Source organism: Dongia sp., assembly GCF_041905885.1.
Lineage (GTDB): Bacteria > Pseudomonadota > Alphaproteobacteria > Dongiales > Dongiaceae > Dongia.
In genome coordinates this window covers 1-21,010 of sequence record NZ_JAYRKD010000002.1, presented here as the reverse complement: position 1 = coordinate 21,010, position 21,010 = coordinate 1, and the positions used below count along the sequence as shown (strand labels likewise).

General features: G+C 63.6%; 21 protein-coding genes. 9 read left to right on the top strand and 12 right to left on the bottom strand.

Annotation, left to right across the window (positions count from 1 at the left end; genetic code table 11):
• The first annotated feature begins 121 nt into the window (after positions 1-121).
• Together ACH2CY_RS01900 and ACH2CY_RS01895 are read left to right on the top strand one after the other, a co-directional pair.
• Complete coding sequence (locus ACH2CY_RS01900) at positions 122-391, top strand: hypothetical protein (RefSeq protein ID WP_395015318.1); 270 nt, start codon at positions 122-124, stop codon at positions 389-391.
• On the top strand, positions 391-1,719 hold the full coding sequence (locus ACH2CY_RS01895) for a hypothetical protein (RefSeq protein ID WP_395015315.1): 1,329 nt from the start codon (positions 391-393) through the stop codon (positions 1,717-1,719). The genes ACH2CY_RS01900 and ACH2CY_RS01895 overlap by 1 nt, the downstream gene beginning before the upstream one ends.
• Here ACH2CY_RS01895 and ACH2CY_RS01890 read toward each other — a convergent pair.
• Positions 1,674-3,305: a hypothetical protein gene (locus ACH2CY_RS01890; RefSeq protein ID WP_395015313.1), complete on the bottom strand. Its 1,632-nt coding sequence runs from the start codon at positions 3,303-3,305 to the stop codon at positions 1,674-1,676. The two genes, ACH2CY_RS01895 and ACH2CY_RS01890, sit on opposite strands and share 46 nt — an antisense overlap.
• Positions 3,306-3,323: 18 nt before the next feature.
• Positions 3,324-3,542, bottom strand: a complete 219-nt coding sequence (locus ACH2CY_RS01885) for a hypothetical protein (protein WP_395015312.1) — start codon at positions 3,540-3,542, stop codon at positions 3,324-3,326.
• 244 nt (positions 3,543-3,786) lie between these two features.
• On the opposite strand from ACH2CY_RS01885, the gene ACH2CY_RS01880 reads away from it, so the two are divergent.
• Positions 3,787-3,918, top strand: coding sequence for a hypothetical protein (locus ACH2CY_RS01880; protein WP_395015310.1), 132 nt, complete (start codon positions 3,787-3,789; stop codon positions 3,916-3,918).
• Positions 3,919-4,506 (top strand): hypothetical protein, encoded by a 588-nt coding sequence (locus tag ACH2CY_RS01875; RefSeq protein ID WP_395015308.1) that lies wholly within the window; start codon positions 3,919-3,921, stop codon positions 4,504-4,506.
• Between the two features lie 435 nt (positions 4,507-4,941).
• Here ACH2CY_RS01875 and ACH2CY_RS01870 read toward each other — a convergent pair whose 3' ends face one another.
• Positions 4,942-5,391 (bottom strand): magnesium chelatase domain-containing protein, encoded by a 450-nt coding sequence (locus ACH2CY_RS01870; protein WP_395015306.1) that lies wholly within the window; start codon positions 5,389-5,391, stop codon positions 4,942-4,944.
• Between the two features lie 204 nt (positions 5,392-5,595).
• On the opposite strand from ACH2CY_RS01870, the gene ACH2CY_RS01865 reads away from it, so the two are divergent.
• On the top strand, positions 5,596-6,066 hold the full coding sequence (locus ACH2CY_RS01865) for a hypothetical protein (protein ID WP_395015303.1): 471 nt from the start codon (positions 5,596-5,598) through the stop codon (positions 6,064-6,066).
• Between the two features lie 10 nt (positions 6,067-6,076).
• Here ACH2CY_RS01865 and ACH2CY_RS01860 read toward each other — a convergent pair whose 3' ends face one another.
• A complete protein-coding gene (locus ACH2CY_RS01860) occupies positions 6,077-7,117 on the bottom strand; it encodes a GlxA family transcriptional regulator (protein ID WP_395015301.1) in 1,041 nt (346 codons plus the stop codon).
• Positions 7,118-7,329: 212 nt separating this feature from the next.
• On the opposite strand from ACH2CY_RS01860, the gene ACH2CY_RS01855 reads away from it, so the two are divergent.
• Together ACH2CY_RS01855 and ACH2CY_RS01850 are read left to right on the top strand one after the other, a co-directional pair.
• Complete coding sequence (locus ACH2CY_RS01855; RefSeq protein ID WP_395015298.1) at positions 7,330-7,605, top strand: DUF4242 domain-containing protein; 276 nt, start codon at positions 7,330-7,332, stop codon at positions 7,603-7,605.
• The gene (locus ACH2CY_RS01850) at positions 7,605-7,847 is read left to right on the top strand and encodes a DUF1127 domain-containing protein (protein WP_395015297.1); all 243 of its coding nucleotides are present in this window, start codon (positions 7,605-7,607) and stop codon (positions 7,845-7,847) included. The genes ACH2CY_RS01855 and ACH2CY_RS01850 overlap by 1 nt, the downstream gene beginning before the upstream one ends.
• A gap of 4 nt (positions 7,848-7,851) precedes the next feature.
• Here the strand turns inward: ACH2CY_RS01850 and ACH2CY_RS01845 are convergent, their stop codons facing one another.
• Both ACH2CY_RS01845 and ACH2CY_RS01840 read right to left on the bottom strand, forming a co-directional pair.
• Positions 7,852-8,256: an ester cyclase gene (locus tag ACH2CY_RS01845; RefSeq protein WP_395015294.1), complete on the bottom strand. Its 405-nt coding sequence runs from the start codon at positions 8,254-8,256 to the stop codon at positions 7,852-7,854.
• A gap of 538 nt (positions 8,257-8,794) precedes the next feature.
• The gene (locus ACH2CY_RS01840; protein WP_395015292.1) at positions 8,795-9,937 is read right to left on the bottom strand and encodes a phosphatase PAP2 family protein; all 1,143 of its coding nucleotides are present in this window, start codon (positions 9,935-9,937) and stop codon (positions 8,795-8,797) included.
• A gap of 363 nt (positions 9,938-10,300) precedes the next feature.
• Here ACH2CY_RS01840 and ACH2CY_RS01835 point away from each other — a divergent pair, with 363 nt between their 5' ends.
• On the top strand, positions 10,301-12,478 hold the full coding sequence (locus ACH2CY_RS01835) for a tetratricopeptide repeat protein (RefSeq protein ID WP_395015289.1): 2,178 nt from the start codon (positions 10,301-10,303) through the stop codon (positions 12,476-12,478).
• Positions 12,479-12,530: 52 nt separating this feature from the next.
• Here ACH2CY_RS01835 and ACH2CY_RS01830 read toward each other — a convergent pair whose 3' ends face one another.
• The 6 genes from ACH2CY_RS01830 to ACH2CY_RS01805 form a co-directional block, all read right to left on the bottom strand.
• Entirely contained in the window at positions 12,531-13,964 is a 1,434-nt protein-coding gene (locus tag ACH2CY_RS01830) for an amidase (protein WP_395015287.1), read from the bottom strand.
• Positions 13,965-13,984: 20 nt separating this feature from the next.
• A complete protein-coding gene (locus ACH2CY_RS01825) occupies positions 13,985-15,421 on the bottom strand; it encodes an amidase (RefSeq protein ID WP_395015286.1) in 1,437 nt (478 codons plus the stop codon).
• 63 nt (positions 15,422-15,484) lie between these two features.
• The gene (locus ACH2CY_RS01820; RefSeq protein ID WP_395015283.1) at positions 15,485-16,654 is read right to left on the bottom strand and encodes an extracellular solute-binding protein; all 1,170 of its coding nucleotides are present in this window, start codon (positions 16,652-16,654) and stop codon (positions 15,485-15,487) included.
• A gap of 43 nt (positions 16,655-16,697) precedes the next feature.
• Positions 16,698-17,516, bottom strand: a complete 819-nt coding sequence (locus ACH2CY_RS01815) for an ABC transporter permease (protein WP_395015282.1) — start codon at positions 17,514-17,516, stop codon at positions 16,698-16,700.
• Positions 17,509-18,495 carry an ABC transporter permease gene (locus tag ACH2CY_RS01810; RefSeq protein WP_395015279.1) on the bottom strand — a complete coding sequence of 329 codons (987 nt, stop codon included), beginning with the start codon at positions 18,493-18,495 and terminating at the stop codon, positions 17,509-17,511. Before ACH2CY_RS01810 ends, ACH2CY_RS01815 begins: the two co-directional genes overlap by 8 nt.
• 7 nt (positions 18,496-18,502) lie before the next feature.
• The gene (locus ACH2CY_RS01805; protein WP_395015276.1) at positions 18,503-19,594 is read right to left on the bottom strand and encodes an ABC transporter ATP-binding protein; all 1,092 of its coding nucleotides are present in this window, start codon (positions 19,592-19,594) and stop codon (positions 18,503-18,505) included.
• Between the two features lie 261 nt (positions 19,595-19,855).
• Here ACH2CY_RS01805 and ACH2CY_RS01800 point away from each other — a divergent pair, with 261 nt between their 5' ends.
• Positions 19,856-20,848, top strand: a complete 993-nt coding sequence (locus ACH2CY_RS01800; protein ID WP_395015275.1) for a DMT family transporter — start codon at positions 19,856-19,858, stop codon at positions 20,846-20,848.
• Positions 20,849-21,010: the final 162 nt, after the last annotated feature.

Below are 21,010 nucleotides of genomic sequence, written 5' to 3'. Positions count from 1 at the left end.
GAGCGGCGGGTTCCTTCTCGGCCGCAATCTCGGCGATACCCGGGAGATTCAGAGCTTCCTCGCCTACGATGATGTAGACCCGCGGTGCTTGCGCGGCGCGATCGTCTTCGACGGATCTCGAATGGACAAGGTCTGGGAGCGGTGCCGCGCTCTTAGGCAGGATGTCGTCGCAGACGTGCATACCCATCCGATGGGCTTCGGCCAGAGCGCGATCGATCAAGCGAACCCGATGATGCCGGAAGTCGGCCATCTGGCGCTGATCGTGCCGCGCTATGCCAACAAGCTCTACTTCCCTGGGGACATCGGCATGTATGAGTTCAGGGGCCGCGACGGTTGGCTCGATCATAGCCATCTCGGGCAGACTTTCTTCAAGCTGAAGGGATGGTACTGATGAGCTCGATCGCATTCGACCGTACAGCCCAGATGGTCATGGCAAGCGACAGTGCTGCCGACTATCACGACGCCCGCCGCCGCCTCGACAGCGCCAGCATCAAAATCAGGCTTGCCGACGGCCTGGCCGAAGCGCGTTGGGCCCAAGCCGCGCTACTCGTCATGATCTCTTGCGGAAGCAGGATGTTTCCCCGCGGCGTCTTTCTCGAGCTGAATCGGGAGACTCGATGCAACCTGCCGCTCTATGCGAACCGGACGCTGGCCAGGGTCTGTGAGGAGATGGGGGCTAAGTTCGAAGACTTTCCAGACGACGCTCTCGCAGTCCAGATCGGATCGGAAAACGGAGGTGACGCGGATCTCTACTGTGGCGCGGTCGCCTGGACGGCATCCGTCAGCGCCCGCCCGCTCGCATTCGCGAGCACCGCAAACGAGCTCTCTGGCGCGCTCTCTGGCGCGCTCGCGATCTCCGCTGCATTTCGTGCAAGGGTGCTTGGCGATCCTTTGGCGCTCCGCCGCGACCAGACCCTCTCGCTTTGGGAGGGAGGTGATGCGCCGGAGATTAAGTATCTACCTACGGCGCTCTGGTTTCTCGGCCTGGGAAACCTCGGCCAAGCCGCGCTGCTTCTGCTGAGCTTCCTACCGTACGCCGACGCCGGCGCGGTGCAACTCCTTCTTCAGGACTTCGATAGTGTTGGTCCCGAGAACATCTCTGTTCAGGTGCTGACCCGCCCTGCATGGCTAGGTAAGCAAAAGGCGCGGGTCGTCGCAGATTGGGCAGAGACTATGGGCTTCCAGGCGAAGATCACCGAGCGTCGATTCACCGAATTGGATGGGCCAAGCGGGAACGAGCCTCGGACGGCGATCGTGGGAGTTGATAACCTTGATGCCCGGCGGTCTGCTGCAACCGCGCCGTTTACATTCGTGATCGACGCGGGCCTCGGCGCAACAGGCCCGGAAGCGTTCGATCTTCGCCTTCATGCATTTCCCGGCGCTCGATCACCGGCCACCGCTTGGCCGGAGCTACCACCGGACGAGCCGGTGGCACTGACCCCGGCGCTGGAGAGCTTGGTCCGTGAGGGGGCGATCAGTCGGTGCGGAGCGATGATGATCGCCGGAAAATCGGTAGGTGTTCCTTGCACGGCGATCGCGGCCGCGGCGCTGCAGTTGACTCAGGTTGTGCGAGCTATCAGCGGCGCAGGTTATGCAGATATGTTCGATGTCAGCTTGCGCGACTGTAAGCGCGCCGTTCACAGCGTGTCCTCAGATCGCCCGGTCATCCCGTTTCAGCGCGCTCTGAGCTTTGATTCCAGGCGGACGCGGCCGGCATAAGGGCCGTCTTCCTCGAACACGCTGGCCTGCTCTCTCTTTTTGGGGTCCTTGGAATTAATGTCCCGTTCCACGAGAACATGAGGACTGTGGATCATTAGGAGGTCGCTGTTCGGACCGCCAGTGCTCGTCGCGTTAACGACCGCATGGCCGATAATCGGCCTATAATGATGCTCGGGGTGAAGTGCTGACTCGGGGTCGAGAAATTCAGTCACCCAGACGAAATGCGGCAGCACCCGGGTAATCATCGTGCTCCCGATTTCCACCTGCTGGCCGCTCTTCGCCAGGTGGTGGCGATACCTTCCCGCGCTGGTCAGGTAGGTGCGCCGCAGCAGCAGCTTGTTGGTGACACGCTGGTGGAAGTCGCGAACCTTGCCCTTGGCTTCCTCGCTCTCGATCTCGGCGATCAGGCCCTCGCTCGCCGCCGAGGCCTGGCGGACAAGGTGGTCATGAGCCATGACCTCAGCCTTCTCGGCTCGGATCAGCACGCGCGAGGGCAGCGGAACGAAGATATGCGAGATCACCTCATCGACGACGAGGACCTTGCCGTTATCGATCAGCAATCGATCCCGTGGCAGGAAGTCGACGTCCGCCTTCGTCAGCGGCATGTAGCGGTATGGACCCCGCTGATCGTCGTGCACAATGAAGGCACGGACGAATGAGTCGTAGGTTGTGCCCGGACGGCACTGCCCTGCGGTGGATTCGACATAGCCAACCGCAGTGATCGCGTGAGCCATATCAGGGGTGATCACGCCAAGGATCACAGGTAGGCCGGAGTCGAGATAGCGGAACACGACCTCGGCAGCCGGTAAGGACGGCGCGATCGCTTGTTCGGCGGTATCCTTCTCCGGTTTGCTTTTGTCTCCAAGATAGTAGCCCAGTGGCTGGTGCCCCAGGCCCTTCAAGGCCCTGATGACGTGCAGTGGGCTCAGCCCCATCGAGCCTGCTGGCAGCTCGTAGGTCAGTTCCGCATCGGTCGGAGTTGTGGCGAGGTTTGTGATCTCGGCCATCGAATGCCAGCCGGTGTGCTGATGCCGTACGTGCAGGACGCGATCCGCGATCCACAGGGCAGCTTGCGCGCACGCGCTTATGCGATGGTCCTGCTGAATGAATGGCGCACCGTTAACGCAGAAGCCCCTGCCGAAAAGATGGAGGTTAAAGGGCGCGCGGACCATAGGCCGCACGCGCAGAGTATCGGTTGATTTGGGAAACTTTAAGACCGTCCGTCCGATCGGCCCTTGCTCGAGTGGACGGATGACAATGTATCCGAGGTACGACTCATCAACATCCTCGCCTTCAAGGAGTTTGGCCAGGTCGGCCCCGAACTTCTCCCGCACATCGGAAGCGAAAATGTGGGCGCGCCGGGTGGTGCGCTCATAGTCCTTGAATGCCGATGAATAGAAGGCCTGGTAGTCGGACGAGTAGTCCTTGTCGATGTAAGGATCTTCCACGATCGCGTACTTCGCGCCGAGGTCAATGAGGTGGGAGATCAGCGCATCAGCCGCTGGGCTAGAGGAATTCGACAGAAGCTCCCGCAGACGTTGTGAGCCTTGTGGGTCGAGCTCGAAGCCGTCCAGATTGAGATACATGCGAGAGAGACGAATCGCTTAGCGGAATGCGAACTTCGCGGCTGTTGTCAGCACCATGTTCTCGCGCGTCTCCGCCCGCTTGATCTCTTCCCGCGCCGAATCCGAAATCTGCGCCTCGAATCCCAGATCCAAGAGATTGACGACTTTCACTCGCGACCGGTCGACCTTCGGCGTGAGATCAGTGATCCCAGCGTCTCCGGTAATCCCCGTACGCTTGATTGTGCTCGTCGCTGACATGGTCGATCCGTATCCGCTGATACGCCTAAAAGGCTTATTTTTCGCGATTGTTTACAGGTTGTGCGGCGCTTGGCAACTCCCGAACGCCTCGTCCGAACAGTAAGATAGGGGCATTAACGCCGGATTACCCTGCGGGTTACGGCGATTTGACGTTGAAGCCGGCGGCCGGCTGGCATACATTGTTTGTATGGCAAACAAAAAGGTCAGCAGCGCTCCGCTTTTCGGCAGCCCAACGGTCCAGCAGGTGAAATCCGTGCAGGACGCGATCGAAGCCTATGCCGCGAACCTCGTGAAGAATGGGGCACAAGCACGGAAGCTACTAACCGAGATCGAACCGGCCGAGGAGCCCGGCGACCCGGCCGTCGACGAGAAGTAAATGCCTCGATCCGCGACCGGTTTCGTCCTCGGCTACCATGGCTGCGACGAAACCGTGGCGGAGCGGCTGATCGACGGCGAAGCCATCGCCCCCAGCAGAAATCAGTACGACTGGCTCGGTTGGGGCGCGTATTTCTGGGAGAACGACCCACTCAGGGCCCTCCGCTGGTCGCGTCTCTCCCTTGAGAGACGCGGCGCGAAGGGCAAACCGGCTGTCGTCGGCGCGATCATCGAACTCGGCGACTGCCTTGACCTAACCGTCCAGTCATCCCTAGCCGTCATCGAAACTGCCTTCAACTCGATGAAGACGGTTTACGAGGCTGTCGGGAAGCCTATGCCGGAAAACAAGGACGAGCTCCGGCGGCCGCTGGACTGTGCGGTATTGAACTTCCTCTACGACTCTATGCCGGAACCTCGCTATCAGACGGTCCGTGGCGTGTTCCTGGAAGGCGGCCCGCTATTTCCGGGCTCACATATCCAAAGCAAGACCCACGTTCAGATCGCGGTCCGCGACCTCTCCTGCATCCGCGGGGTTTTTCGAGTTCCACCCTCTGAGCTTGCGGGCTTCCAAGCTGATCAGGCTGGCTGACACCGCTCTATCGGCGTGTGCCTGTGCCGGCGCGCCGCCCACCGGATGCCATTACCGATGGACCTCGGCAATGCGCCGCGGACCTCTTCGCAAAGCCGCAAACCCAGCCAGTAGAGCAGTACGCGATATTGTGCCGCCCTAGTTCGCGATAGCGTGGGTCGGTCCGCAGCATCGCGTTGTTTCATAGTTGGTATACGCAGCCTGCGCAGCTCCGCGGAGTGGTGTGGATCGCGAAAGGGCAGCTCATTCCAAGCCCCCTTGCTCACGACACAATTACCCAAGTCTGTAATCGCCTGATTTAGTGAGAGAATTTGCTTCTCAACCTCCAGCACGTGTCCGATTTCGGATTTTGCTCACGACTCAATTACTTTAGGTCCGGCGACGCGGTTCGCTAAGTTGCTGGAATCGCTGACCTGAGGGTCAGGACTCAATTACCTACAGCCACCAGGCCGCCTCGCCGCCCTGCGCCTGCGGGCAGATCAGGCCGAGGTCACTGGAAGCTGCATGGATCGCCGCCGGCAGCACGCCGGAAACCGAGTTGATTCGGCCATCGAGCCCAAGCTCGCCCAGCACCGCGAAGCTCGCCACCGCATCGCTCTCGATCGCACCCATCGCGATCAGCATGCCGAGCGCTATCGGCAGGTCGAAATGCGATCCTTCCTTAATGAGATCGGCCGGCGCCAAGTTGACGGTGATACGCTTGGGCGGCACGCCGAGCCCGATCGCGGTCAAGGCGGCATGCACCCGGTCCCGGCTCTCGCGCACCGCCTTGTCCGGCAGGCCCACGACGTTGAAGGCAGGAAGCCCCTGCGCGATCTGCACCTCGGCATCGACGCCGAGCACGTCGATCCCCTGGAACGCCACGGTGCGGACCCGCGCGACCATCAGCGCGCCGCCTCAGCTCGGAATGCCAGCCCCACCGCTTATGCCCCCTTTAAATTCGACCCTTTGGCCGACCCCGCGCGATGATGGCAAGGCCGGAACGAAAGCGCAACCTTGGCGTCGGTGTGCTAGGGTCATCACCGCGGGGACGATTCTTGAGGTCGAATGATGTCTGGCCTGCTCAGGAAAGCTTGGCATTCAAAGCGAGTGGCAGTCGTCGTCTATCTATTGATCGGCCTTTTCATCGCGTGGAAGGCATACAGTTCCTACGAACTCGGCCGCCGATCGGACGAACTCCTGGCGACGATTCGCGAAGGCCTGCCCGTTGAGAATGCGTCCGTCGGGCTCTTCTCATTGACCGATCCGATTGCGCCCGATGCCGCATATTTTTGCGTCCTTGGGGGCTACAGCACCGCTGCCAGCGTCGAGCCCCTGGACAGGGCACATTTTCCGTTGGGCGGTTGGTCGGCGGAAGACATGGTGGCGGAAGGCTCAGTGGTGATCGTGCTTGCGAACAACAAGCTCGAAGTCCTGCAAACCTTCGAACTCCGCCGCCATGAGCTTGACGGACTCGGGTACGGGCGATGCTACCAACGCCAGGATGAACCCGTTCTCCTGCGCGAAGATAAGTCCGGCGCCACGACTTGGTCGATCCGATCCAAGAAGACGGCGACGTAAGCGGCCAGATCTAGACCATCACCCCCATCTCTCTGACCGCATCCGGCAGGCGTTTCCTGCGGCGGTAGACGGCGGGCGTGTCGGCGACCAGGCGCTTGAACAGGCGGCGGAAGGAGACGGTGTCGCCATAACCAACCTCGCAGGCGACGGTCTCGACCGGATCGTCGGTGGTCTCCAGCATCTGCTTGGCTTCCTCGATCCGCAGGCGCTGCACGTAGTCCAAAGGCGCGGTGCCGGTCGCGTTCTTGAAGCGGCGGTTGAAGGTGCGGCGGGAGAGGCCCGAGCGGCGGATCATCGAGGCGACCGGATCGCCGGCCGCGTAGTTCTCGGCGAGCCAGGTCTGGCATTCCTGGATCAGCTTGTCCTTGCCCTGCATCTTGGTGGTGAGGCGCGAATAGGGGTTCTGCCCGTCATGGTGCCAGTCAAACAGCGACATCTTGGCGAGCCGCCGCGCTTCCTCCGGCCCGGCGAAGGCGCCGACCAGATAGAGCACCAGGTCCATCCATGAGGTGGCGCCGCCGGCGGTGACGACGCGGTTGTCCTCCGCGGCGGAGACCAGGATGCGGTCGGTCTGCCAGCGCACATTCGGATACTCAGCCTTCATCGCCGCGGCGAAGGCCCAATGCGTGGTCGCGTCCTTGTTGTCGAGCAGCCCGGCCTCGGCCAGCAGGTAGGCGCCGCTGCAGGCGGAGACCACATGGGCGCCTTCGGCATGGGCGCGGCAGACCCAGTCGATGAGCTCCGGATTCTCGCGGCCGAACTGCGCGCCCGACGCGATCAGCAGCGAGGGCACGAAGACGATGTCGGTATGCGTGGCCTCGCTGAAGGTGCGGTGCGGCTCGAGGCGCACCCCGGTGCCGGTCATCAGCGGCGCGCGGGTCGCGGCCACGATCTCGGGGCAGAAGCGCGGCGCCTCGGTCTCGCCCATGACCCGGTTCCAGAGCGTGCCGACCGCCCAGAAGGCGTCGTGGATCCCGACCGCGACCCAGGGTTCGGCATCCGGCGCGACGACGATCGACACTTTGATTTGATTACGGCTGATCTGATTCATGGCGAGGTCCTCCACAAGCGCAGTGTGCGGACTCTGGCAGGATTCGTCCGTGACAACCATCACAACTGTGGGAAGTCTGGCAAAACTCGCCCCACCTGGTCCCATCCGCCACTGTCGGCAGGGGACCGATCGGCAGAGGTTGTGGCCGTCCGCAGCACCCCGCGGCGGATCCCGGGCCGGTCCTGAGCCGGCCTCACACAAGGAGCACCAAGATGCGTCGTTTCGTTATCGAGCGGGACATCCCGCAGGTGGGTTCGCTGGACGGCATGCAGCTGAAGGCCGCCGCGGCCAAGTCGAACGAAGCCCTGGCCAAGCTCTCACCGGACATCCAGTGGGAGCATTCCTACGTGGTCGGCGACAAGACCTTCTGCATCTACATGGCCAAGGATGAGGCGGTGATCCGCCGCCACGCCGAGATCAGCGGCTTCCCGGCCAACAAGATCACCGAGGTCCGCAACGTGATCGACCCGATGACCGCGAGCCGGTGATGGGCGTGCAGCAGATGCCGGCGCCCCGCCTGACAGCGTCCCGGCACGCGGCGGCGGCATTCAGGGCCGCCGCCGCCTTCGCCGCCTGGTGGCAGCGGACCGGCGATACGCTTCTGATCTGGCTGGAGCGCTATCGCCAGCGCCGCGCGCTGGTCGCCATGAGCGATCACATGCTGAAGGATCTCGGGCTGTCGCGCAGCGATGCCGGGCGTGAAGGCGGCAAGCGGTTCTGGGAAGGTTGAGCGCTCAGCCCTGCAGCTGGCGCATCAGCGCCGGCAGGTCGATCAAGTTCCAGCTTTCGCGGATCTGCCCGCTGGCCACGCGCCAGAAGGCCATGCAGCCGAGCTCGATCCGCCGCCCGATCGGCGGCAGGCCGCGGAAGCTGCCCTGATGCGTGCCGCGCCAGGTGCCGCGCACGGCCACCAGGTCGCCTTCCGCCACCAAGTCCTCGATCGTCACGGTGAGATCGGGGAAGGCGGCGCGCAAGGCACGGGCCTGCGCCTTCACGCCTTCCGGACCGCAGGCGTCCGGGCTTGTGTGATCGACGAAATCCGCGGCGACCTGGCGATCGATCACCGAAGGCCGATAGGCATTGGCGGCGGAATCGTAATGGGCGCGGATCAGTGCTTTGTTGGCTTCGGCCTGGTTCATCGCTGTCCCCAATACTGGCGATGATAATCGTCGTGTCGTCCCGCGTTCCGGTTCGACCAGCTGATCTAAGGCTCCGCCGCCGCGAGCCGCTATGATGCCGGTCACAAGCGCCACGCAACATGGGTCACTGGACAGCGCGGCGTCCCGGCGCTAGTTTGCGCCTGCCATGACCCTAACGCGCGCCCTTCCCACCTCTCGATTTTGGTACCGCTGGTACAATCCGGCGGTCTAGGAAGCGCACGCAAGTTGCTCAACCCGAAGCCGCCCGATCCCGAGGCGGCTTTCGCATTCAGGCCCATCTCTTCCGGCCGAGAACCCCGAGAAACGCCAGACGGATCGAGCGGCTTCCAAACCAGGAGGCCTTTGTCATGTCCGTTTCACGATCCGCAAGTTTGCTCGCCCGCGAGAGCGCGGCGGCGTTCGACTTCGATGTCGTCACCGATGCGCCGGTGTTGAAGTCGCGAAAACCGGACCCTTCCCCCGCGCCCGCCCAACCCGGCGCCCAGCGTGACCGGCCGGAGACCGCGAAAAGCTGACGTCAGGCCGGCGCCGATTGCACGGCGGCGGGTTTGGCTGTAGCCATGCGCGCGTGCCAGCGCTGCATCGCACCCACCGCGCCGTAGATCAGCACGGCGCCGAGCAGGCCGGCGTAGCAGTCGAGCGCGTAATGCCAGCCGAGATGGACAGCGCCGACCATGATCGCGATCAGATAGAGCGCGGCCGCAAGGCGCGGCAGCCGCCCCAGCGGCCAGGCATAGAGCGCATAGAGCGTCGCCACCGCGACATGGACGCTTGGGAATGCCGAGATGCCGGTGCCGAGCTGGGTCGCGCCCTGGACATAGGCCTGCCAGAGGTAGCGCTGGAATGAGATGGCGGAGAAGTCGCCGTTGGAATCGACCTGCGTCAGATAGGCGAACAGACCGGCATAGTCGTTCTGCTTGGCGCCGCTGAACTCGAACCAGAACGGCCCGGCGGACATGAACGCCCCCGCCGCGACGTTGCCGAGCAGGATGAACACCAGGATGCAGCTGATCAGGAAGCGCGACCGCGCGGCTGAGTCCGCCCGGCACAGCGCGACGGCGAAGGGCACCGCCACCAGCAGCACGCCCCAGAAGGCATAGGTCGATTCCAGCACGCGCGTCAGCGCCGGGTTCTCGATGTCGAGCCACTGCCAGGCATGCTGGCCGAAATGCAGCGCGCGCCCGATCTCCACGAATGTCGAGTCCCAGGTAAAGGGCACGACTTCGTTCAGCAGGTTCTTCATCGCCGTGAAGCCGGCCATGAAGAACGGCCAGGCGATCAGGAACGGGGCCGCCGCGATCAGGCGGTGCAGGAACTCGCGCGGCGTCCACACGCGCGCGAAAAACAGGAACGGCCGCGCGCTGCGCCCGGACCAGTGGCGCACCCCGACCACCACGAAGATGATCGCGTAGCCGAGCAGATAGCTGGAGGAGAATGCCGGCAGATACAGCGCCGGCCGGAAGTCGGCGCCGCGGCCGAAGCCGAAGCAGAGCAATGCCGCCATGGCCGTATAGGCCAGCATGAAGCCGGGGAGGGCGAGGTTCAGCCCCTGCCAGCCATGGCGTTGCGCGAAGTCATGGATGAAAGTCGCAGCTGCTTCTGCCAGCGACCGGAGACCGGAGCGGCGGTGAAGGGCAATCAAACGAAGATCGTAACCCATTGTCGGATCGCACAGCCGCAGAGATGACAGAACTTCAGTGTGAATGATGAGCCACTGCTTACGCAACTGAAACTAATTAGCTTAAATTCAATATACAGCTCCAGGTTGCCTATATTCCTGCCATTCCACAGAAGATGGCAGCATTTTCCCAGGCTGGAGGCACACACGCGGTGATTCGCTTGGTTCGACGAATCTGCCGGAGGTTCGGTTCAAACGGCCAAAACACGCCGAACCGCATGATGAGAGCACGCCAGGGTAAAGGCTTGTTTAAAGCTTCCGCCCTAGGCTGATAGGACTAGGGCCGCGTCGGCTGCTTTGCTATCTTGCGCCGGCCGGACACCGACCATCGCTGACTGGGACCCGATGAAGCTCACCGCCTTGTTCCGCCGATCACGCTTTCCCGTGCTTGGCGTCGTCTTACTTGCGCTGGTCACCGTCATCGCCGCCCACAGCGGTGCGTCCGCCGCCGGCTTCGGCGGCGACGATCGCGTCTCGCGCGCCCGTGAAAAAGGAACGCCCTATGGGGCGATCGGCCTGGTGGAGCATAAGTACGGCGGCGGAGCCGGCCTCGGCACCGGCTTCCTGGTGGCACCCTGCCATGTGATGACCGCCTATCATGTGGTCGCGAGCAACGGAAAGGTCTCCGCCGGCGATACCGCCACCTTCTATGTCGGCGAAGGCGATGTGGGCCCCGATTATACCGGCGGCCGGCGCTATGCCGAGAGCGCAGAAGCGCATCCCGTGGCCTGGGGTGATTATGTCGATGACGACGATGGGAAGATCGCCAAGCGGATTAAGGCGGTGCAGGCCAACGGCTGGAACGACTGGGTGCTGCTGAAGCTCGATCGCTGCCTCGGCGACCCGGCGGAAGGCTGGGGCTATCTGAAGCTTGCGCCGCAATCGACGCGCGACCTCGCCCGCTCCGGTCTCACCTTGGATGCAATCGTCGTCGGCCTGCCGAAGGACAAGTCCGAGAAGAAGCTGACGGAAGATCCCGATTGCCGTGTCATCGGCCAGATGTCGGGATCGGGGTGGCAGCATGACTGCCTGACCTTGCCCGGCAATTCCGGCGGTCCGATCCTGGAGCGGAACGCGAAAGAGCCGGGTGTCTGGCCGCGCGTGCTGGGGATCAACGTCTCCCTGATCCTGCTCGACGGCCTGGAGACCGAGGCCGCCGAATCGGCCCTGGTCTCGGCCGACGACCCGAGCTACTTCAACCTGCTCTCGAATGCCGTGCCGGTCTCCGCCTTCATCAACAAGGTGGCGCAGTATCTGCCCCAGGACCCGGAGATCAGCGCCTATATCGCCCGCCAGAGCCGCGACAGCGGCTACAGCCGGGCCGACGATATGGATTATGACGCTTCGATCGCCGATCTCACGGCGGCGCTGAAGGCAAGGCCGCAGGATGCGGAGCTCTACGTCCGCCGCGGCCTGTGGCTTGCGGCCTCGGACAAGACCGACGCGGCGATCGCCGACTTCAGCAAGGCGCTGGAGCAACAGCCGGGCTATCCGGCCGCACTGCTGTCGCGCAGCGAGAGTCTTTCCGCCCGCGACGACAACGCCAAAGGGGATCTCGAGAACGCGATCGCCGATCTCACCGCGCTGATCGACCGCTTCAAGGACTCCGCCGAGCTGATCATGAGCCGCGGCTATATCTACATGCGCGACCGCAAGTTCGACCTGGCCGCCGCCGACTTCACGGAATTCCTGCGGCTGCGGCCGGAAAGCAGCGCCGCATTGCGCGCCCGCGCCGGCGCCTATGCCGATCTGAAGCAGTATGACAAGGCCGCCGAGGATTACGACGCGGCGATCGAACGCGATCCCGACCTACCGCTCTCCTACGTCGCGCGCGGCAATTTCCATTCGCAGCTCGGCCAGGATACCGAGGCTTTGGCCGACTTCGCCCGCGCCATTACGCTCTACCCCGGGTCAAGCGCCGCGCATAGCGGCCGCGCCTACGCCCTGCTGCAGCAGGGCGACTACAGGGGCGCGATCAAGAGCTTCGACCAGGCGATGAAGTACGACGACAAGGCGTCCTATGCGCTCGGCGGCCGCGCCAGCGTCTATCAGGTCATCGGCGATCATGAGGCTTCGCTGCGCGACTACAAGAAGGCGGTGGAGCTCGATCCCAGCGAGCCGTTCATCAAGCTGCTCTACTTCGTCGAGCAACTGCATGCCGGCCAGGCCGAGGCGGCGAAGAAGAACTTCGTCGAGTTCGCCGCCGACCCCCGCTACGAGGATTGGCCGCGCACCCTGGCGCGGTTCTTCGCCGGCGAGATCGATGCCGCCGCGGTCGAGCGCGTCGCGGCCGAGGCCAAGACCGACTTCGACAAGATGGCGCGCGCCTTCGACCGCGACTTCTACCTCGGCCAGGCCGCGCTGATCGCCGGCGACAATCCCGAAGCGGTGAAGCGGCTGGGTGCGGTGGTCGCGACCGGCGAGCGTCAGTACATGGAATACAACATCGCCGCGGCGGAGGTCGCCAAGCTCAAGGGCGTCGCCCAGACCGACACCCCGCCGGCCAACACCACGCAGAACTGAGCTCCGATGATGCGGCAAGCGGCCTGAGGAAACTCAGGCCGCTTTCGCTTGTTCAGAGCTTCGGCCGGTGCCCGTTATCGCGATACCAGCCGCCGAGCGCGGCTTCGTAGGCGGTCGCCGCCTGGAACACGGTTGCATCCTCATAGGTGCGGCTGATGATCTGGATGCCGGTCGGCACGCCGTTCTTGGCGTGGCCCGAGGGCACCGCCAGCACCGGGCAGCGCGACAGGGTGTTGAACGGCGTGGTCATGCACCAGCCGAGCACCGGGTTGAACTTCGAGACCTTGCCGTTGATCTTCAGCACTTCCGGCCCGGACATGAAATCCGCCTTCACCGCCGGCAGCGCCAAGGTCGGGCAGATGAAGGCGTCATACTTCTCCATCAACGGACCGAAGGTCTCGTACATCTTCGCGGCGCCCTCCATGGCGGCGAGGAAGTCCGAGGCCTTGGACTTGACGGCTGCCTTGGCGAAGTCGAGCGCGTAATAGGTCATGATCTTGCGGTGCTTCTTCGCCAGCTTGGCGAGCGAGCTGCCGAACAGATGATCGAGATGCGCGACCCCGGTCTCCAGCGCCCAGGGCCCCCAGCCGAGCTCGACTTCCTCGACCGTGGCGCCGAGGCTCTTGAACACCTCGAGCGCCGCCCTGGTGTTGGCGACCACTTCCTTGTCGACCTCGAAACAGTCGAGATCCATCGAATAGGCGATCTTCCAGCCCTTGATCGGCTTGTAGTCGGTGGGCAGCGTCAGCTTCGGCTTCAGGCTGGCGATGTCGGTCGGCGACGGACCGCAGATCACGTTCTGCAGCAGGATCGCATCCGCCACCGAGCGGGTCATCGGCCCGGTATGGCAATAGGGGTCGAGGTTGAACGGCGCGTCGTCCGCGTTGCGGCCATAGGGCGGCTTGTAGCCGACCACACCGGTGGCCGACGCCGGAATCCGGATCGAGCCGCCGATATCCGAGCCCATGGCCAGCGTCGTGGCGCCGGCGGCCAGAGCCGAGCCGGAACCGCCCGAGGAGCCGCCTGGGGTGAATTTCGGGTTCCAGGGGTTGCGGGTGATGCCCCAGGCCTTGGAATGGGTGACCGAGCAGCAGGAGAATTCCGGCGTCGCGGTGCGGCCGACCACGATCGCGCCGGCCTTGAGGATCCGCTCGTTGTTGACCGAGCTCTTCTCCGGGATCGTGTCCTTGGTGATCAGCGAGCCGAACGAGGTCGGCTTGCCGGCGATGTAGCTCTCGTCCTTGATCGCGATCGGCAGGCCCTCGAGCGCGCCGGTCTTGCCGCCCTTGGCGTATTTCGCCTCGGCTTTCTTGGCGAGATCCATCGCCTCGTCGAAATGCATGTAGGTATAGGGCTTCAGCTTCGGCTGCACCTGCTCGGCGCGGTCGATCACCGCCTGCATCAGCTCGACCGGCGACAGCTTTTTCGCCTTGAAGCGCTTCAGCGCCTCGGTTGCCGTCAGATAGCAGAGTTCCTGGTCCGCCATGATTTCTCCCCCCAGTCTTGTCAGATTTGCGGCCGCTTCCTGGCCGAGTTGTACCAGCCGCCGAGCGCGGCTTCGTAGGCGATGCCCGCCTGGAACACATCGGCGTCGCTGTAGGAGCGGCCGACGATCTGGATGCCGGTGGGCACCCCGTTCGCGGCATGGCCCGACGGCACCGCCAGCACCGGGCAGCGCGACAGCGTGTTGAAGACCGGCGTCATCACCCAGGCAAGGTCGGTCGGCAGCTTGGTCGGCTTGCCGTTGATCCGGATCCTGTCGCGCGACAGCTTGAAGTCGGCCTTCACCGCCGGCAGCGCGGTGGTCGGGCAGATGAAGGCGTCGTATTTCTCCATCATCGGCCCGAAGGTCGAATACATCTTCGCCGCACCCTCCATCGAGGCGAGGAAGGTCGAAGCCTTGGATTTCCGCCCGAACTCTCCCAGCTCGATCGCGTATTCGCACATCAGCTTGCGGTGCTTCTTCAACTGGTGCTCGGCCAGATAGGTGCCGAACAGATGCCAGAGATGCCCGGTCGCGGTCTTGAGCGCATCGATGCCCCAGCCGAGATCGACCTCCTCGACCGTGGCGCCCAGGCTCTTGAACACTTCGAGCGCCGCCTTGGTGTTGGCGACCACATCCTTGTCGACCTCGTAGAAGCCGAGGTCCATGGAATAGGCGATCTTCCAGCCCTTGATCGGCTTATAAGTCGTCGGCAGGGTCAGCTTCGGCCTGAGGCTCGCGATATCCGTCGGGGAAGGCCCGCAGATCACGTTCTGCAGCAGGATCGCATCGGCGACCGACCGCGTCATCGGCCCGGTATGGCAATAGGGATCGAGATTGAACGGTGCGTCATCGGGATTGCGGCCATAGGGCGGCTTATAGCCGACCACGCCGCAGGCCGAGGCCGGGATCCGGATCGAGCCGCCGATATCCGAGCCCATGGCGAGCAGCGAGGTGCCGGCGGCGAGGGTCGCGCCCGAGCCGCCCGACGAGCCGCCGGTGGTGAATTTCGGGTTCCAGGGATTGCGGGTGACGCCCCAGAGCTTGGTGTTGGTATAGGTCGCGCAGGAGAATTCCGGCGTCGCCGTCCGTGCGTGCACGATGCCGCCGGCCCTGAGGATACGTTCGTTGTTGGGCGAGGTCGTGTCCGGCACGAAATCCTGGGTGATCAGCGAGCCGAAGGAAGTCGGCTTGCCGGCGATGAAGCTCTCGTCCTTGATGCCGATCGGCAGCCCCTCCAGCGCGCCCGTCCTCGCACCCTTGGCGTATTTCGCTTCCGCCTTCCTGGCGAGGTCCATCGCCTCGTCGAAATGGGTGAAGGTGAAGGGCTTCAGCTTCGACTGGATCTTCTCCGCCCGCGCGATCACCGCGGACATCAGCTCGACCGGGGAGAGTTTCTTCCCCCTGAACAGCTTCAGCGCATCGGTCGCGGTGAGATAGCAGATCTCGGCATCGTTCATGATGTCTCCGGACGCAAAAAAAGGGGCCCGGGATCACCGGGCCCCTTTCTGCCTTGGGCAGGCCTACTTCTTCAGGTTGGTCCAGATCTTGTTGTAGATCTCGACCACCTCGGGCGGGCAGGGCGGCACGAACTCACTGCTGGTGCCGGCCGGCGGGTTGATCTCCGGCGCCTCGCCGAACTCCGGCGGCAGGAACTTGTGGCTGCCCATGATGCCGTTGTCATACTTCGCGAAGTCGGAGATCAGCGCGGCGTTCTCCGGATCCATGATGAAGTTCTGGAATTTCTTGGCGTTCTCGACGTTCTTGGCGCCCTTCAGCACCGCGACGTTGTCCATCCAGCCTTCCATGACTTCCTTGGTCATGGCGAACTTGACCGTCGGCACGGCGATCCGCATGCGATAGGCGGCGCCGTTCCAGGTCTGGGTCACCACCACGTCGCCCGAGGTCATCTTGGTGATGGTGTCATAGCTGAAGGTCTTCCAGCTCGGCTTCGCAGCCTGCAGGATGTCGTTGACCTTCTGCAGGTCGGCCTTGTCGGCCGAGCAGCGCGGCACGTTGGCGAAGCGCTCGGCGGCGTGGATGAGCGAGTTCATGTCATCCAGCACGTTGATCTTGCCCTTGAGCTCCTCGGGCGGGTTGAACAGCAGGCCGATCGAATCCATCGGACCCTTGTACTTCGCGGTGTCGACCGCATAGGTGGTCAGGCCGAACTGCCAGGGCACCGAATAATGCCGACCGTCGTCCCAATAGACGTTGACGAATTTCGGATCGACGTTCTTGAAGTTCTCCATCGACGCGGGCTCGGTCTTCTCGAGCAGGCCCTCGTCGACCATGATCTTCACGGTATAGTCCGAAGGCACGACGATGTCGTAGCCGGAGTTGCCCGCGCGCACCTTGGAGAGCATGGTCTCGTTCGAGTCATAGTCGTCCAAGGTCACCTTGACGTTGAACTGCTTCTCAAACTTCTCGACCAGCTTGGGGTTGGTGTAGTCACCCCAATTGTAGATATGCAGTTCGCCCCCAGCCGGCGCCGGCGCGTCTGGCTGCTTGGCTGCTTCCTGGGTCGCCGCCGGTGCCGTGGCGGGCGCCGGCTCGGTGGTCGTGGTGTTGGTCGTGTTCGTGGTGCCGGTCGACTCCGAGGATTGTTGCTCCTCTTTCTTCTCTCCGCAACCAGCGGCGAGCATGGCGATTACCGCCATGCTGGCCATGCTCAATGCGATTCTCTTAGTCATCGTTTCCTCCACATGTAAACTCTGTCTCGGCAAATCCGAGGCTTCATATCGCTTTCCGTCGCTGCGCGATCCAGAACGAGATCAGGATGAACAGGATCGAGATGCCGAGCAGGATGGTGCTGATGGCGTTGATCTCGGGCGTCATCGGCCGGCGGATCATGTTCCAGATATAGAGCGGCAAAGTGGTCTGGCCGGGGCCGGCGATCAGCTGCGTGATGGTGAAATCGTCGAACGAGACGATGAAGGCCAGGGCGGCGCCGGAGCTGATGCCCGGCATCAAGAGCGGCAGCGTCACGTGCCAGAAGGCCTTGAACGGGGTGGCGTAGAGATCGGCGGCCGCCCCTTCCAGCGTCAGGTCCATGGTCTCCAGCCGCGCCCGGATCGGCATGTAGGCGAACGGGATGCAGAAGACGAGATGGGCGAGGATGATGTTGCCGATCCCGAAATTGAGCCCGAGCGTCCGGCCCAGCAGCGCGAAGAAGGAGAGCGTTGCGACCGCGGTGATGATCTCCGGCACCATCAGCGGCAGATTGATCACCATGTAGACGCTGTTCTGGCCGCGCCAGGGGGCGACCCGCGTGGTCGCCAATGCCGCCAGCGTCGCGAAGATGGTCGAGCCGATCGTGGCCGCGACGGCGATGATCAGCGTGTTTTCCGCCGCGTTGTGGAATTCCTCGTTGAAGAAGGCCTTCTCGTACCACTTGGTGCTGACGCCGGAGAAGACCGCCACCAGGTCGTTGGCGTTGATCGAGAACACCACCAGGATCAGGATCGGGAAATAGAGCACGACCAGGCAGATCACCGCGATCGTGTGGAAGCCGAACTGGGTGCGGAGATCGACGCCCTTCGCGGCACTAGCCATGCTTCACCTTGCCGCTGGTCGCGCGCACGTAGAAGAACAGGGCCACCAGCACCGCCGACATCAGGATCAAGGCCTGCGCGGCGCCCAGCGGCCAGTTGCGCCCGGAGCCGAACTGCTGCGCGATCAGGTCGCCGATCATCAGATGCTTGCCGCCGCCGAGGATCAGCGGCGTCACATAGGCGCCCAGCGCCGGGATGAAGACCAGCAGGCAGCCGGCGATGATGCCGGGCTTGGCCAGCGGGATGATGATGCGGAACAGCACCTTGGGCCGCGAGGCATAGAGGTCGTAGCCGGCCTCGACCAGGCGGAAGTCCAGCTTCTCCAGGCTGGCATAGAGCGGCAGCACCATGAAGGGCAGGAAGGAATAGAACAGGCCGAGCACGATCGCGAAGTCGGTGTAGAGCAGGGTGATCGGCTGCTGGATCACGCCGAGGCCGATCAGCAGGTTGTTGAGCAGGCCCTCGTCGCGAATGATGAACATGATGGCGAGCGTGCGCACCAGCAGGTTCGACCAGAAGGGAATGGTGATCAGCAGCACCCACCAGTTGCGCTGCTTGGGCGGCCGGGTCGCCATGAAATAGGCAGTCGGGAAGCCGAGCAGCAGGCAGATCGCCGTGGTGCCGACCGCGAAGACGAAGGAGCGCAAGTAGATCTGCAGGAAGTCCGGCGAGAACACGAGCTCGTCGGTGAAGATGTCGGTCTGGAACAGGAAGGAGACATAGGCCTCGACCGAAGGCGACCAGACCACGCCGCCATAGGGCGCCGCTTTGAGGAAGGAATAGATCACGATGATGATCAGCGGCAGGATGCCGAAGATGCCGACGGTGATCAGCGCCGGCGCGGTCAGCAGCCAGCGCCGCACGCCCGCCTGCTTTTCGATCTGCTCCTGGGCGGCTTGCGCGGCGGAAAGAGCGGGCGTCGGTGCGGGCTCGGGTGAAGCCGGGCCGGGCGCGGGTGCGGCGAGTTCCGTAGACGCCATTATGGCCCTAGTCCTTCAGCACCTGCATCGCCTCGGGGGCGATGCGCAACCCGACGGGATCGCCTTGCTTCAGGACTTCCTGGAAGCCGCGGCGGTTCTGCACGCGAACCGTGACTTCGCCGCCGGTGTCGAGATCGATGTGGAAATGGGTGTCGGTGCCGAAATAGACGATGTTCTCGACCTTGCCGGCGAGCTGGCAGTCGGCGCCCGGCTTCACCAGGTCGATGCGCTCCGGCCGGATCGCCAAGGTCACCTTGCCGCCGACCGCGGCGCCCGGATCGAGCTCATGCGCGACGTCGAGGCCCGAGGGCAGCCGGATCTGGCCCTTGTTGCCGATCCGCTGCATGACTTCGGCTTCGATGAAGTTGGTCTCGCCGATGAAGTCGGCGACGAAGCGCTCGACCGGATGCTCGTAGATCTCGTTGGCCGTGCCGATCTGCAGGATCTTGCCGCCCGACATGACCGCGATCCGGTCCGACATGGTCAGGGCTTCTTCCTGGTCATGGGTCACGAAGATGAAGGTGATGCCGGTCTCGTGCTGCAGGCGCTTCAATTCGATCTGCATCTCCTTGCGCAGCTTCAAATCCAGCGCCGACAAGGGCTCGTCCAGCAGCAACACTTTCGGGTGGGGGGCGAGGGCGCGGGCCAGGGCCACGCGCTGCTGCTGGCCGCCGGAAAGCTGATGCACCTTGCGGTTCCGCATCGCCTCCATTTTCACGAGGCGCAGCATGGATTCGATCTGGGCGTCGCGCTCGGCGCGCTTGCGCCCCAGCATCTTCAAGCCGAAGCCGATATTCTCGGCGACCGTCAGGTGCGGGAACAGCGCGTATGACTGGAAGACGGTGTTGACCATCCGCCGGTAGGGCGGAAGGTGCGCCACTTCCTGGCCTTCCAGGAGGATGCTGCCGGCGGTCGGCAGCTCGAACCCGGCGATCAGGCGGAGCAGGGTGGTCTTGCCGCAGCCGGAAGGGCCGAGGAGGGTAAAGAACTCGTTCTGCCGAATCGTCAAAGATACGTTGTCCAACGCGACGACCGCGTCAGGACCCGCGCCAAATGTCTTGGTGACATTCTTGGCTTCGACCGCGGGTAATCCGGTCAAAATTCACCTATCCCTTGACCGCATCTTGCGATGCAGCACCGCCCTGTTTGTTGAGATTTTTATTGTTCTTTTCACTCTACGGCAACTTGGTTTCACGTCAATCCGCAAACTGACTCGTTAATGACCCTGAAGCCGAGCATGAGGGGCATGCAGAGCCGTTGATGGCATATCCCGGGTGTCAGGAATAAGGTGACGCCGATCAACGCCGGGCGCGCGCTTGCCCGGCGTTCTTTCCCACCCGTCTTTCTCAGCGAGACCACATTGGTTCAAACCGCGACCACGACCAGGGCCGCCCGGATTGGTGAGGGGCAGGGCGCCGGCGGTCCGGCGGGCGCCGCCCTCTGGGGCATTGTCTTTGCCAATTGCGCGGTTTTCACCTTCACGGTGATGGACGCGATCATCAAGTCGGTGGCGCAGACATTTCCAACCGGCGAGATCATCTTCTTCCGCAACCTGTTCGGCTTCATCCCGCTGCTGGCCTTCGCCTGGTGGCGCCATGGCGGTGTCCCGCTCAGGACCAGTCGGCCCTGGGGCCATGTGATGCGCGGCGTGTTCGGCGTCGCCTCGATGTTCTGCTTCTTCCTGAGCTACAAGTTGATGCCGCTCTCCGACGCCATCGCGCTCGGCCTGTCCGGCCCGATCTTCATCACCGTGCTCTCGGTGCCGATCCTCGGCGAGCATGTCGGCTGGCGGCGCTGGAGCGCGGTCATCGTGGGCTTCGTCGGCGTGCTGGTGATGACGCGACCGGGCTCGACCCTGTTCGACATCAATGCGCTGGTGCCGCTGGCCGCGGCGGTTCTCTACGCGGTGGCGATGATCTCGATCCGCAAGCTGGGTGCGACCGAGCCTTCGACCACCATCGTCTTCCATTTCACGGCTTTCGCGACGCTGGCTTCCCTGCTGACGATTCCCTGGGGTGAGGTCGATCCCGCGCAAGCCTGGGTCATGCCATCGAGCCTCCGGCTCTGGGCCGTGCTGATCCTGATCGGCGGCCTCGGCGGCATCGCCCAAATCGTCATGACCATGGCCTATCAGCGCGCCCGCGCGGCGACCGTCGCCTCGTTCGACTACACGGCGCTGATCTACGGCTTCCTGCTGGGCTGGGTCTTCTTCGAGGAAGTGCCGGACGCCTTCCTGATCGTCGGTGGCCTGATCGTGGTCGCGGCCGGCATCTACATCATCCACCGCGAGACCGTGGTCGCCCGCCAGCAGCACCGCGAACCACCCGTGCCGCCGCTGCCGACCAACGAGTGACGGGTTCCGAGGCGCGCAGCGCCCTTGAAAATTCGTCATGGTCCGCGCAGGCGGACCATCCATATGTGGACGGCCCCCGATCTTGCAAGCGAATGCGAGCGTTGTGGTGAGCCGGTTCGATAGCGTCCATATGTCCGGCCTTTACGGTGCAGTCGCTGTTGA